The organism is Sphingobacterium sp. BIGb0165 (assembly GCF_024810095.1).
GTDB lineage: Bacteria > Bacteroidota > Bacteroidia > Sphingobacteriales > Sphingobacteriaceae > Sphingobacterium > Sphingobacterium detergens.
This window is the reverse complement of the sequence record NZ_JANUEB010000002.1, coordinates 60,038-74,407: the sequence shown is the minus strand read 5'-3', so window position 1 is coordinate 74,407 and position 14,370 is coordinate 60,038. Positions and strand designations below refer to the sequence as shown.

At 40.0% G+C, this 14,370-nt stretch carries 12 protein-coding genes; 1 reads left to right on the top strand and 11 read right to left on the bottom strand.

What is annotated here, in order from left to right:
* Window positions 1-52: 52 nt before the first annotated feature.
* Window positions 53-1,441 (bottom strand): sugar porter family MFS transporter, encoded by a 1,389-nt coding sequence (locus M2408_RS04125; protein WP_259179535.1) that lies wholly within the window; start codon window positions 1,439-1,441, stop codon window positions 53-55.
* 126 nt (window positions 1,442-1,567) lie between these two features.
* On the opposite strand from M2408_RS04125, the gene M2408_RS04120 reads away from it, so the two are divergent.
* Entirely contained in the window at window positions 1,568-2,461 is an 894-nt protein-coding gene (locus M2408_RS04120) for an AraC family transcriptional regulator (protein ID WP_120260468.1), read from the top strand.
* Window positions 2,462-2,684: 223 nt separating this feature from the next.
* Here M2408_RS04120 and M2408_RS04115 read toward each other — a convergent pair whose 3' ends face one another.
* From M2408_RS04115 to M2408_RS04070, 10 genes are all read right to left on the bottom strand, one after another.
* Complete coding sequence (locus tag M2408_RS04115) at window positions 2,685-3,467, bottom strand: enoyl-CoA hydratase/isomerase family protein (protein WP_259179533.1); 783 nt, start codon at window positions 3,465-3,467, stop codon at window positions 2,685-2,687.
* Between the two features lie 4 nt (window positions 3,468-3,471).
* Entirely contained in the window at window positions 3,472-5,964 is a 2,493-nt protein-coding gene (locus tag M2408_RS04110; protein ID WP_259179530.1) for a DUF5686 and carboxypeptidase regulatory-like domain-containing protein, read from the bottom strand.
* 174 nt (window positions 5,965-6,138) lie between these two features.
* Window positions 6,139-7,515: an NADH-quinone oxidoreductase subunit N gene (locus M2408_RS04105; RefSeq protein WP_259179529.1), complete on the bottom strand. Its 1,377-nt coding sequence runs from the start codon at window positions 7,513-7,515 to the stop codon at window positions 6,139-6,141.
* A gap of 18 nt (window positions 7,516-7,533) precedes the next feature.
* Complete coding sequence (locus tag M2408_RS04100) at window positions 7,534-8,976, bottom strand: NuoM family protein (RefSeq protein WP_259179526.1); 1,443 nt, start codon at window positions 8,974-8,976, stop codon at window positions 7,534-7,536.
* 15 nt (window positions 8,977-8,991) lie between these two features.
* Entirely contained in the window at window positions 8,992-10,914 is a 1,923-nt protein-coding gene (gene nuoL, locus M2408_RS04095) for an NADH-quinone oxidoreductase subunit L (RefSeq protein WP_259179525.1), read from the bottom strand.
* A gap of 19 nt (window positions 10,915-10,933) precedes the next feature.
* Complete coding sequence (gene nuoK / locus M2408_RS04090) at window positions 10,934-11,263, bottom strand: NADH-quinone oxidoreductase subunit NuoK (RefSeq protein ID WP_077437306.1); 330 nt, start codon at window positions 11,261-11,263, stop codon at window positions 10,934-10,936.
* Complete coding sequence (locus M2408_RS04085; RefSeq protein ID WP_223581308.1) at window positions 11,263-11,760, bottom strand: NADH-quinone oxidoreductase subunit J; 498 nt, start codon at window positions 11,758-11,760, stop codon at window positions 11,263-11,265. The genes nuoK and M2408_RS04085 overlap by 1 nt, the downstream gene beginning before the upstream one ends.
* 11 nt (window positions 11,761-11,771) lie before the next feature.
* Window positions 11,772-12,281, bottom strand: coding sequence for an NADH-quinone oxidoreductase subunit I (locus M2408_RS04080; protein WP_259179520.1), 510 nt, complete (start codon window positions 12,279-12,281; stop codon window positions 11,772-11,774).
* Window positions 12,282-12,293: 12 nt separating this feature from the next.
* On the bottom strand, window positions 12,294-13,337 hold the full coding sequence (gene nuoH / locus M2408_RS04075; RefSeq protein WP_077437309.1) for an NADH-quinone oxidoreductase subunit NuoH: 1,044 nt from the start codon (window positions 13,335-13,337) through the stop codon (window positions 12,294-12,296).
* A gap of 9 nt (window positions 13,338-13,346) precedes the next feature.
* Window positions 13,347-14,366 (bottom strand): 2Fe-2S iron-sulfur cluster-binding protein, encoded by a 1,020-nt coding sequence (locus tag M2408_RS04070; protein WP_259179519.1) that lies wholly within the window; start codon window positions 14,364-14,366, stop codon window positions 13,347-13,349.
* Window positions 14,367-14,370: the final 4 nt, after the last annotated feature.

Sequence of the window (14,370 nt, the reverse complement as noted above, 5' to 3'; positions counted from 1 at the left end):
TTATATACTGTAAGTTGATTTAATTATAAAAATGGATTCCCATATGCAAAAATCAGGGTGTTATGGCTTCATCAGACCATTCCTGTTCAATTTCCTCGAGGCTTTTGCCTTTGGTCTCTTTCAATTGCCCCCACAAAAAGACATAGCCAATCAAGCAGACTATTCCATACAGCCAAAATGTACCCGCCGCTCCCAAGCTTTGGTTCAACATTGGAAAGGTATAGGTAAGTACGAAACATGCTATCCATAATAGCGAGGTAGCTATAGCCATAGCTTGAGCTCTAACTGCCGTAGGGAAAATTTCAGCGATGATAACCCAAGTCACCGGCGCTAATGTCATCGCATAAACCGCAATTCCAGCTAATACCAGAAGAAGTACAAAGATGCCGCTGCAATTGAAATAGTAGCAAGCACCTAAAGCCGCATAAATACCAAAAAGTCCCGCAGCACCAAACAACATTAATGCGCGACGCCCGACCCTATCGACCATATACATTCCTACGAAGGTAAAGATGACATTGATCACACCGGTTATAATAATATTGAAGAGCATCCCCGAAACCGTGTATCCCGCAGCTGTAAAAATCTCTTGCGCATAGTTAAAGATCACGTTGATGCCACACCATTGCTGAAAAACTGCGATAAAACTTCCGAGCAGCAACAACTGCAATAATTTCCCCCTAAATAGATTTCTTTTCTTTAGTTTATTATGGTTTTTATTGGCAGCGTCAATGGTAGCCATGTTTTCGTTAGCATAATAATCACCACCCATCCGCAAAAAGATACGTCTGGCCTCTTCATGTTTTCCTTTGTTGTATAGCCATCTGGGACTTTCCGGGATCAGGAAAAGCAGTAATAAAAAAATAACTGCTGGAATCGCTCCTGCCCAAAACATCCACCGCCAGCCCTGCTGTCCATTCCATGTTGTAGCGATAATCTCATCAGGTAACACAGGTTTTGCAATTAGCCAATTGACAATCTGTGCAGCGAGTATACCCAATACAATCGTCAGTTGGTTGATCGAAACAAATTTTCCACGACTCTCCGCAGGTGCTATCTCAGCAATATACATCGGTGCCAAATTGGAAGCTACACCTATACCTATTCCGCCGAGCACCCGATAAATAATAAAGATGTTAAGGTCAGCAGCCATACCCGTCCCTACCGCAGAAATAATAAATAGAATTGCGGCGGTATAGATCAATGGTTTTCTTCCATAACGATCTGCCAAGCCTCCTGAAAGTAATACGCCGACAAAGCTGCCTACAATCGCTGACGACATCGCCCAACCTTGAAGTGCTGGGTAAGATTCCAAATGAAAATATGCCTCATAGAAAGGCTTCGCCCCTCCAATGACAACCCAATCGTAGCCAAAAAGAAACCCACCAATAGCGGCCACAAAAGTGATTAACAGCAAATACGTCGTCGCGGTCTTTTGCATAAGAATTTACATATTTAGATTTATTGACGTAAAATTACAGGAATACTGCATGAGAATCATGTAAGTGAGCACGATAAACATGTAAAATATTATTATTTTTACAGCATATACCAAATTTCCTAACTTATGATTCGAGATACGGATGTAATTGCAGAAGGATTCAAAGGAGAGAAGGCTATTGTGCTTCCTTATTCCGTGTGCAACTATCAAGCACTGAATAATATCACTTCAAAATTGCACATCACACATATCGGCTACTATCCGACAGCAAAAAAGCATTACCGCGATCGACAGGAAGGCTGTACAGAATATATTTTGATCTATTGTGAGAAAGGGCGCGGTTGGATCAAACAGGATGAAATGCTATATAATCTCTCTAGGAACGACCTTTATATCATTCCAAAAAATACAACGCATTCCTATGGATCCAAAGCCAATGATCCCTGGAGTATTTATTGGATTCACTTTCAGGGCACGGAGGCTTCCCTTTTTGAAAACATAATCGGGCAGATCATTCATATCAATGATACTGACTCAAATAAACATACTGATCGTTTTCAGCTGTTCGAAAGTATCTACAAAAATTTGGAAATGGGCTATAGTCCGGAAAATTTAGAATACACGAGCTTCTGCCTTCAATATTTTTTGGCATCTATCAAATATTCAGCGCAATACGAAGAGAGCAATCGAATTAAACATGATAATATCATTCAGGATATCATCATGTTTATGAAGGACAATCTGGAGAGCAACATTAGTTTAGATGAAATTTCAGCACATTTTAATTATTCAAAATCCCACTTAATTAATCTCTTCAAGCAGAAAACATCCTATCCACCCATGGTATACTACAATCAATTACGCATGCAAAGGGCCTGCTCCTATTTACAATTTACATTACTGAAAATTAAAGAGATCGCTTTCAAATTGAATTTCTATGATCCATTTCATTTTTCCAAAGCTTTTACCAAAGAAATGAAGATGTCCCCCCAAGATTACCGGAAAAAGTATCAGAAATAGATCGATTAAATTTCATAAGGCCTCCTGTTAGAGGTTGCTCTCTTCACAAAAAACAACTTTCTCTGAAAGACCATATTTCAGGTAAAACAGATGCAACAATTTCTTATAGCCCCATTTAGCATGGGTCTATTTCAGATAGCTTCCTGTCTAAAGTCTACCCTCAGGTAAAAGAAAACGATTTATAGCGCTGATACCTCGCTTTACCCCACAGGTAGAACTACTTTTAAAGTGGAAATTTGGGTGATCTTTTTTCAAGAAAAGCGGAAACTCCTTCTTTGAAGTCGTCTGTGCCGAACAAATGTCCAAATGCGTCCATCTCCACCTTGCTACCATCCCGCTTTTTATCTCCGGCGGCATTGATGGCATCGATGGCATTGGCAACCGCAACGCGTGATCGTGTAAATATTTTTTGTAGGATTTCTTCTGCTCTAGCGATTAGCTTTTCCTGCGGAACCACTTCGTTAACCATTCCCATTTCGTAGGCTTTCTGTGCATCAATCATATCGCCGGTCAGGATCATCTGCATCGCTCGTCCCTTTCCTATTAACGCAGGCAGGCGCTGTGTACCTCCATAACCAGGTATTAATCCCAGTGAAACCTCTGGGAGTCCCATTTTTGCGTTTTCAGAAGCGATACGCATATGACAGGCCAATGCCATCTCAAGTCCGCCCCCTAACGCATAACCATTAATAGCGGCTATAACAGGTTTTGGAGCTGCCTCAATAAGATCTGTAAATATGATATGGCCGCGCTCGCTCAACCAACGCGCCTGAACGACAGACAGGTCGGTAAACTCCTTGATATCTGCACCAGCGACAAAAGCTTTGTGTCCAGCTCCTGTCAAAATAATACCGCGCACATGATTATCCGCATTAAAGTGCCTAAAAATCTCCTGTAACTCATCGAGCGTCTCCTGATTCAAGGCATTCATCTGAGACTCGCGATCGATTATAATATAGCCAATGCTATCTTTAACCTCATATTTTAAGTTCGAATATTGGATCATAAAGCTAAAAATTAAAATGTATGGATGCTGTGAAGGTATCTGAAGGAACTCCTTCTCCACCTTTGTAGCTCAATCTCTTTTTATACTCTAATCTAAGCAATTTAAATATATTATCCACACCTACCAAACCTTCAACATAGGGTCTATCGCGGTCCGCTTTAGTTTGAATGATACCGTCTTTATCCGCTTCAAATTGAATATTTTCAGGGGTAACAAAAGGATTATTCACGTCGCTTAATTTTCCATAGAAAGCCTTGAAGCCAGTAACTTCACGCCATTTCAGTCTTTTAAATAAAGGGATTCTATTGAAGAAAAAACCGTTCCAATTGTGATAATAGGTCAATTTTAAAAACTGATCCGATGCAAATTCCGAAGTGGCCATCAAATCAAAATTTACCAAAGGCCCAGATTTATCTCTAGTGACTTCGGGAAGCTCTAATAGGGTATATGGCAAATGTTTTCCCCAGATCCTTCCACCTGAAAACTGAAGATCGGCCTGACCAGCCGGAGATAGAAATAATCTTTTGAACACACTAAATCGCAAAGCATCATAACTATAATCTGCTCCCCAAAAGCCTTTCAAGCCCTTGTTATATTGAAGAGTAAAAATTGGATATTTGTTTTCTACCGTTCCACGATCCAGATTATGATATGTAAAATCTTCATTTGGAGCCCAGCGCAAAATGACTTGTAGATCGTTGGTATTTACGCGACGGATAGTGTCTGGATTAGGTAAACTATTGACATAAAATAAATCGCCCCTAGGTTGTCTACGGGTATGTGTAAATGCTGTTCCAATACTAACATGGTTACCAAATTCGATCAGATGATCAAGGCGATAAATATCATTGAATTGCCACTTATTTGGTCTGTTCTTTCCAAAGGACCTGAAAAATCCGTCCCCTTTTAAGAAACCTAAATTGCGCCCCGGCTCCATGACATCATGCTGTACCGTAAAGCGCAGGTAGTTCGCAGGAAATTGGACAATGCGCTCTCCATTTAATGTAAATGCTGTACTCAGATAATATTTTATTGCCTTGTCTTTATCTCCATAGGCGGTATAGCCCTCTATAAATGCTTTCTCGGAAAATAAACGCGTTGTCCGACCACTCAATCGAATACGATTGCCTTCATAGTTATTACGACTATAGAGATACTCTAATGGTCCAAACTCAACCTTCCCTGCATTATAATATCCCTTGGCCAATAAATAGCCTAATGCAACTAACTGATTGAAAGAACGCATGTTTTGAACGGAGTCAACTTTCTGATAGGCTCCCAATTCTGCCTTGCTTAATGGTGTAGGTCTGACTTGAACTATTGGGACTTTTGTTGCAGACTGCAGCAGGTACTTTTTTTCAACAGGGACACCAACAAAATTCTCATTTGAGATTGAATCTGTCCTATGCCCAAGATACTGCGTTTCGCGCCGCCCATATAAAACGTCGGATTTACTTCCTCCAAACAACATTTTTAAATCAGCATGTACCGGAAGCATACTACCATTTTTAAATTCGCTGTACCCCAGATCAATCTGTACATCATTGATCCAGTTGATATTTGCAGTCTTTCCAATATTCAGTGTCGCCTGATGAACAGCATAACGTGTATCATCTGATATCAAAAGTACACCGTAGAACAATAAATCAATCTTAGACTTACCCTCAAAATGAAGTTCGATATAGTCTTTACCCGCTATTTGAATGGTATCCTGTATACGATATTTGTAAAAGGCTGTTGCGCCAGTGGCTATTGGACTCAATATACCCTTATTCGTAACCTGTATGGTATTGTCATATAGATCGACATCTCGAAGTATTGTTTGAAAACGGGTCTGCCAATTGTCGTTATTAAAAAAACGGGGATTTAGTTCGGTTTGATTATGGCTGATAACGATCTTCTTGCTTCGGTTAGGATCATATGAAGAATAAACATTCGCATAATTTTCTTCCAAATAGAATGGTGCGATCGTCACCCCTCTAAATACAGCTGAATCTATATTCTCAAAAAGAAACCGAAACGGCTTTGGAAATTTCTTTGCTTTATCTTCGGGGTTCACAAACCCAAATTGCGTCTTCTCATATTCGTCAAAACGAATTTCAGGGATACGGCTATAATGATTTTGCGAGCGATGGGCAATTACCTGCTCTATTAAAGCAATCGCAGGATCTTTCGGCTTCTTATTTTTTCTATTAATAACAACCATATCCAAGGTATTATCTTTCGCCGTTAACCGGACAGTCATCAAAGAATCACGCCCACGACGGACATCAACTGTCCTTCGTTCATAAGCCACAGCCCCAAATACCAATTGCTTGTATTGCTTTTTATCCAGAATCTTAAAATAACCAAGCGTATCGCTGACGCCACCGCCATCCTCCCCAACCCAGTTGATGGAGACGCGACTAATCCCCTTCCCTGTCTGTGCGTCAACAATCTTTCCACGAATAAATTCTTGCGCAATTGCTTCTCCTCCCATCAGTAGGAATAGCAACACACTCAAAAAGCTTATTGAAAAATATTTAACACACACTTTAAACACCATCTGCAAACTGATAGGATTTCTTTTTTACAATATACAATTTGTATTCAAGAGTTATATCAATAAATATAAAAAAAGCATAGCGAAATCGCTATGCTTTATTAAACAACAAGTATTTTAACAGAAACTTTATATTAATTTTAAAAGACAGTCCGGATATACGCCGATAAGAATTGTCAATCCCACTGCAAGTAGTAGAACAAATGAATAGTTCCACTGCACATTTACACAGGATTCTTCACTATCTCTAAAGTACATTGCAACCACCACTTTTAAATAATAGTAAACTGCTATAGCAGCATTAATCACCGCCAAAATCAGTAATACAATGTGGTAATCCTCCATAACCGAAGAGAACATCATAAACTTACCAATAAATCCTGCGGTTAAAGGAATACCTGCAAGTGAAAGCATAGCCACTGTCATAGCAAATGCTAACATTGGATTTCGTTTTCCTAGTCCGTTGAACGCCTCAAAATGTTCGGATCCCGTTGTCTTCTTTACAAGGATCAGCCCTGTAAATGCTACAATTGTTGCCAGTGAATAGGCCAGCCCATAAGCAAAGATACTATTCGCTGAACTCGCTCCGACGGCGATAATTGCAAACAACATATAACCCGCATGAGAGATACTGGAATAAGCCAGCATGCGCTTGAAAGAAGATTGCATTAAAGCCGAAATATTTCCGATAAACAATGTGATAATCGCTATAATCAAGAATACAGGCTCCCAGAAATCTTGTAAAGGAAGTAGACTGTAACTAAATAAGCGTAATAAACCTGCAAAAGAAGCCACTTTGACCACAGTACTCATATAACTTGTAATCAGAATAGGCGCTCCATCATACACATCTGGCGTCCAAAAGTGAAATGGTGCTGCCCCAACTTTGAATGTCAGCCCAACGATAAGCAATAGGATACCACCATAAAATAAGGGTGAAATCGCATGCGGATTATTCACAACATAGGCTTTTATCTCATCCAAATCGAACGAACCTGTGGCTCCGTATAATAACGCAATACCAAACAGTAAAAATCCGGTCGAAAATGCGCCCATTAAAAAGTATTTCAGTGCGGCCTCATTTGACGCTTTATCCCGTTTACGGATACCGACTAAAATATAAAGCGCCACGGACATGATTTCTATACCCAAAAAGAGCATGGAGAAATTGTGATAGCTATTTACCAAAACAGCCCCCGTCAACGAAAATATCAGTAATGAATAATACTCTGCAACCTGCCCTCCTTCATCAAAATACCCTTTTGAGATAATAAATATGCACAAAGTAACGACGATGCATAAAACCGAAAAAGCAATCGCGTAATGATCGAAATGAACCATCCCACTGAAAAGAGGCCCGTTGTCAGTTGCCCAATCGTTCAATAAAAAACCAATCGCTACTAAGAATCCAAGGATGGAAACCGGCAAAAGCAAGGTTTTCGCTTTGAACAAGCCAAGATAAAGAACAACTAATGCTAATATTGAAAGTGTAATTATAGCTCCCATACAAATTGATATATCTATTTATCTGCCTAAAAATGTGCTTAAAACTTCCACTGAACCCGCAGAAAGATTCAATAGGAAATTCGGGAATATACCGATATAAAGAATCAAGAAGGAGATCAAACTCAATACAACGAGTTCTCCCCCTTTTACATCTTCAAACTGCATGGTTTTGTCCGTAGTTTCCCCCAACATCGTCTGCTGATAAAGGCGAAGCGTATAGACAGCCCCTAATATTAACGTTAGTCCGCCGAAAACTGCAAACCAGAATCCATATTGAAATACACCTTTCAATAACAGAAACTCACCTATAAAACCGTTGGTTAGGGGCAGCCCAACTGCACCCATACAGATAATCATAAAAAAGATCGCTAGTTTCGGAGCCTTACTCGCAATTCCACCAAGTTCTGAAAGACTGCGTGTTTGTGTACGTTGCTGCACTATATCCAGTACATAAAAAAGTCCAATGACCGAAATACCGTGATTTAACATTTGTATCGTTGCGCCACTTAGACCATTTGTATTCCAAGTGAAGACCCCCGCACTGATCAATCCAACGTGCGCAATAGAGGAGTACGCGATCAACCGTTTAGCATCGTCCTGCTTAATGGCGATGATAGAGGCATAAACAATTCCAATGACACATAAGATCATTGCAAATTGCCCATACAAAGCGACCCCTGTAGGAACTACGGGCAATAACCAACGCATTAAACCATATACCCCCATTTTCAACATAATACCAGCTAACAACATGGTTCCGGCCGCCGGTGCATTTGTATATGTATTCGGCTGCCAAGTGTGAAACGGAAAGATGGGAATCTTTATCGCAAATGCGATAAAAAATGCCCAGAATAACCAACGTTGTGTGTTATCCCCAAGCTCCAAAGCGATAAAAGAAGTCCATTCAAAATCGTGGTTTGGTACCTGTTGATAGAGATAAAGAATTCCAATCAACATCAAAAGGCTTCCCAAAAAAGTATAAATGAAAAACTTTAGATTAACCCGAATACGGTCACCTTCGCCCCATAGTGCGCAAATAAAATAAATCGGAATCAAAGCGATTTCCCAACCCACATAGAACGTAAAAGCATCCAATGCCATAAACACAAGCAGTAATCCAGCTTGCATAAAAGCCATCAATGCATAAAAATTGCCCTTATAGTCTTTAGAAAAAGTTGTCGCAATAATGAAAGGCATCAATCCATTGGTCAACAGTATCAGCGGCAAGCTAATCCCGTCTATCCCAAGATGAAAATGAATATGCAAAGCAGAAATCCACTCCCAATTTTTTTCGAATTGCATTCCTCCATTTGGATCAAATTGACAAAGGAATGGGATAGTCAATGCGAGCGATACTATTGATAAAATCAATGCTATTGACTTGGCGGCATTGGTCTTTAATAAAGCTAAAATCAATGCGCTGATTAACGGCAATAAAATAAGTAAGAAAAGGTTATCCATCGATTATACTAAATATTAAAGACTCAAAAATCCATAAACGAAAATAGCAATCACTCCAATTACCATCATCAATAAATAAAACCCAACATTTCCATTTTGAAGCAAGCGAAGTACTTTTCCTGTATCGAATGTTGCTTTACCGGCTCCATTAACAATACCATCAATACCACGTTGATCCACGACCTGACCAAAGAAAGTCGATAGCCAGTTGATCGGGCGTACAACGACCGCATCATAAAGTTCATCCACATAAAATTTATGGTAGGAAAGATTTGCCAGAAAGCCTCGCGGAGCTTCATCTCCAGCAGGCATTTGCTGACGCTTCACATAAACGTTGTATGCTAGGCCAACCATAATTAATACACCAACTACAGAAACCGCCATTAACATATATTCGGTGCTATGCTCCAAATGATGTGCAGCAGGAATCAATGCTTTCCCCTCAGCAAACACCGGCGCAAGAAAATTCTCCAACCAATGATTTCCACCTAGCGCTGCGGGTAAATTGATCGCTCCAACAACAACAGAAAGCACCGCTAATACCATTAAAGGGATTGTCATACTTTTTGGTGATTCGTGTAGGTGATGCTTTTGTTCGTCGGTGCCTCTAAATGAGCCAGAGAATGTCATGAATAGCATTCTGAACATATAGAAAGCCGTCATTAACGCTCCCAAAAATCCGAAGCCCCATAAGAGTGGATTGGCAGCAAATGCATTGGCTAATATTTCATCTTTAGAGAAAAATCCGGAAAATGGTGGGATACCTGCAATTGCTATCGTTCCAATTAGCATAGTGATATAAGTAATTGGCATTGCTTTCTTTAATCCACCCATCTTTCGCATATCCTGTTCATCACTCATACCATGAATAACTGACCCTGCACCGAGAAATAATAAGGCTTTAAAGAACGCATGAGTCAATACGTGAAAAAATGCACCGGTAAATGCTCCCACGCCTAGACCAAGAAACATATAACCTAATTGAGAAACTGTAGAATAAGCCAGTACTTTCTTAATATCATTTTGCGTTATTGCGATTGCAGCGGCCAACAAGGCAGTACAAATCGCTATAATGGAAATAAGCTGCAATGTAATCGGCGAGAGTACAAACAATACATTGGATCGAGCGATCATATAGATCCCCGCTGTCACCATAGTCGCTGCGTGTATCAAGGCCGATACAGGTGTAGGACCAGCCATCGCGTCTGGCAACCAGGTAAATAATGGGATTTGTGCAGATTTACCTGTTGCGGCGATAAATAGCAATATGGTGATACTCACCACGGCGATGTCACCAACAGCAAAATTCTTTGCCCCTGCAAATACCGTAGAAAATTCAAGTGATCCGAAAGTCCCCAGGATCAAAAATACCGCTAACAAGAATCCTAAATCACCAATTCTATTCATCACAAATGCCTTTTTCGCAGCATTTGCATAAGACGTATTTTTATACCAAAATCCGATGAGTAGATAAGAACAGAGTCCGACACCTTCCCAACCGATAAACATGACAAGGTAATTAGAGCCCAACACCAAGAGCAGCATGAAAAAGATAAATAGATTCAAGTAGGCGAAAAACTTACCGAATCCGTGATCATGATGCATATACCCAATAGAATAAATATGGATCAAAAAGCCGATACCTGTCACGATCAACAACATAATCGCACTCAATGGATCTACTAAAAAGGACAAACTTATTTTGAGATGCCCCACTGATATCCAGTCAAATAGATGTTGTTCGATAACTCCTGCCTGTCCTGCCTGTCTTGATTGATATACTTCAGAAAAAAGGATGCAACTGCAGATAAAAGAAATAAGAACCACGGCACTGCCCAAAGCACCAATCATACCTTTGGAAAATGCATTTCTGCCCAATCCATTTACTATAAACCCGATCAAGGGCAAAAGGGGAATCAACCAAATTAATTCACTCATCGTATTTATTTCTTAAGTTCTACCAACGAAGTTTATTTAAGGAATCGATATCCACAGACTTCGTATTCCGATATACCATAATAATAATAGCCAGACCGACGGCTACTTCCGCGGCTGCAAGTGCCATAATAAAGAAGACAAACACCTGTCCTGATGAATCGCCATGCTGCACCGAAAAAGCTGCTAATAGCAGGTTGACAGCGTTAAGCATCAATTCAATAGACATCATAATAATAATTACATTACGACGGATCAATACGCCGATCACACCAATAGCAAAAATAATAGTGCAAAAAATCAAATAATGATTTATCGGTACGCCTTGCAACTGTTGAACAACTGTTTCCATTAGATTTGTTTAGGTTCTTTCTTAGCTAATAAAATCGCTCCTATCATGGCTGTCAATAATAATAAAGAGGACAACTCAAAAGGAAGCAAAAATTCGTTAAACAATACCTTGCCCAGATTTTTCACCAATCCAATTTCGGGATTAATGACAGTCAAGGGGTTGGAGATCTCAAACACACGATATACTCCAAAAAAGGTAACCAAAAGACAACAACCGGCAATTACCCCCATAAATTTGACCAGATTGGATTTCATCGGTTCGGTATCCTTATTTAAATTGAGCAGCATGAGCACAAATAAAAAGAGTACCATGATCGCCCCCATATAGACAATAAAATTGACCACAGCCAAAAACTGGGCATTCAATAAAATGTAATGCACTGTAAATGTGAAAAAAGTAATGACCAGGTACAATACACTATGCACAGGGTTCTTTGTAAAGATGGTCATCAGCGCAAAGAAAATAGACAAGAAGGCTACTAAATAAAATACTGTCATAATTTCTTGAATTAGCTCTTTAATTTGGTAATATCATAGGTCGGCTCGACCAGCTTATCCTTCCCATATATAAAATCCTTACGCAGGTAATCTGCTGTCACATGTGGACCATCCAAATAAATAGCTTCTTTTGGACAGGCTTCTTCACAAAGACCGCAGAAAATACAACGCAACATATTAATTTCATAAACTGATGCGTACTTTTCTTCGCGATAAAGATGTTCTTCACCTTTTTTACGCTCAGCAGCAGTCATTGTAATGGCCTCCGCAGGACATGACAACGCACATAATCCACATGCGGTACAGCGTTCTCGTCCTTCCTCATCACGCTTCAGCGAGTGTTGCCCCCTAAAATTCTTCGAGTAAGGTCTTATTTCCTCAGGATATTTAACAGTAGGAATTTTCTTAAAAAAATGTCTCAATGTAATCCGTAAACCCCTGATAATTGCCGGAAAATAGATTCTTTCCGAAAAGGTCATTGGTTTTTGTTCGATTACTTTCTTACGATTGCTTAGTTGCATAAAAATCCTTTCTTATGATGAGAAATAAGTATCTTTTATCAATGTAAATACACCTGTAAGTACAATATTGGCAATAGCCAACGGAATCAGCATCTTCCAGCCCAGATTCATCAATTGATCATAACGGAACCGTGGTAAAGTCCAGCGTACCCACATAAAGAAAAAGATAAATCCAAATATTTTAAGGAAGAATACGATGACACCAATAATTGTGATCCAATTTGCTGACAGCCCTAGGTCATTCATAAAAGGGAAATTATACCCTCCAAAGTAAAGAGATGCCATCAATGCCGAAGAAACAAACATATTAATGTATTCGGAGAACATATAGAGCCCCAATTTCATGGAAGAATACTCTGTATGATAACCGCCAACCAATTCAGTCTCACATTCTGGTAAATCAAAGGGAACACGGTTACACTCCGCAAATGCACAAACCATGAAAATAATAAATCCAAGTGGTTGTGCCCAGATATTCCAATTGACAAAACCAGATTGTTGGGCTACAATTTCTTTAAGGGAGAGACTTTGTGTCACCATCAATAACGCGATAATGGAAAGGCCCATAGCTATTTCATAGCTAATACTTTGTGATGCCGCACGAATTGCGCCCATTAAAGAAAATTTATTATTGGATGCCCATCCGCCCAACATGATGCCATATACCCCTAAAGCGATCACACCAAACATGTACAATATACCGACATTGACATCTGCAACCTGTAGAGAGACTACACGATCTCCAATCTGCAGTTCCTGCCCCCAAGGGATAACAGCCGAACTGATACAGGCGGTAATGATTGCGATGGTCGGTCCGACAATAAAAAGCACCTTATGTGCGCCAGCGGGAATAATCTCTTCCTTAAAGAAGAACTTTCCACCATCACACAATGGTTGCAAGATCCCAAATATACCAGCCCGATCAGGACCATATCGATCCTGCATAAAACCTGCTATTTTACGTTCTGCTAGCGTTGAATACATCGCAATCACCAAGGTAATCACGAAGATCACAGACACCAATATCAATTTTTCTATAACAAAAGACCACTCCATGATTCCTGCTTATTTCAATTTTTCTGTTCTAGCCAACTGTTCGCGATTTTGCTGTTGAAGTATCGGATTCTCCTTCACGACTTTTGGCGGGTTAAATAGTTCATAATGATTGGCCGAGATAACAGATTGCGAATTAATTTCTGTTGGTTCATCCAAGATCCAATCACTTGTTTTTTTCTGATCAAAGCGACAGGTATTACAGATAAATTCTTCTACCTCACCAAATTCATCTTTCCGAGCAGTTACACGGATAACCTCTTCTCCTTTATACCATAAAGTCACTTTACCGGAACATGTCGGACAATCACGGTGCGCATCTACCGGCTTTGTAAACCATACCCGGTTTTTGAAACGGAACGTTTTATCGGTGAGTGCCCCAACTGGACATACATCAATAACATTTCCCGAAAAATCATTGTCAATGATATTTTCGATATAAGTAGATATTTCAGAGTGATCTCCACGGCCCAAAATACCATGCACGCGTTGATCTGTCAATTGGTTAGCCACATAAACACAACGATAGCATAGGATACAGCGATTCATGTGCAATTGGATTTTGTCACCTAGATCAATTTGTTCAAACGTTCTTCGATCAAATTCATATCGTGTATCGGCGCTGCCATGTTCATACCCTAGATCTTGTAATTTACACTCACCAGCTTGGTCGCATATCGGACAATCCAGTGGATGATTGATCAAAAGAATCTCAACAACACCCTTTCTAGCCTCTACTACTTCTGGTGAAGTGATATTTTGTACCTCCATGCCATCCATAACAGTAGTCCGGCAGGATGCCACCAATTTTGGCATTGGCCGAGGATCCTTCTCAGACCCTTTCGAAACCTTCACTAAACAAGTACGACACTTTCCGCCACTCCCTTCCAATTTTGAGTAATAGCACATTGCTGGCGGAACGATGTCGCCACCAATTTGCCTTGCTGCATTCAATATGGTTGTCCCTGGTGATACCTCCACTGGTATACCGTCGATTGTGACCTTAAACTTTACATCTTCCGCTTCTGCCATGATA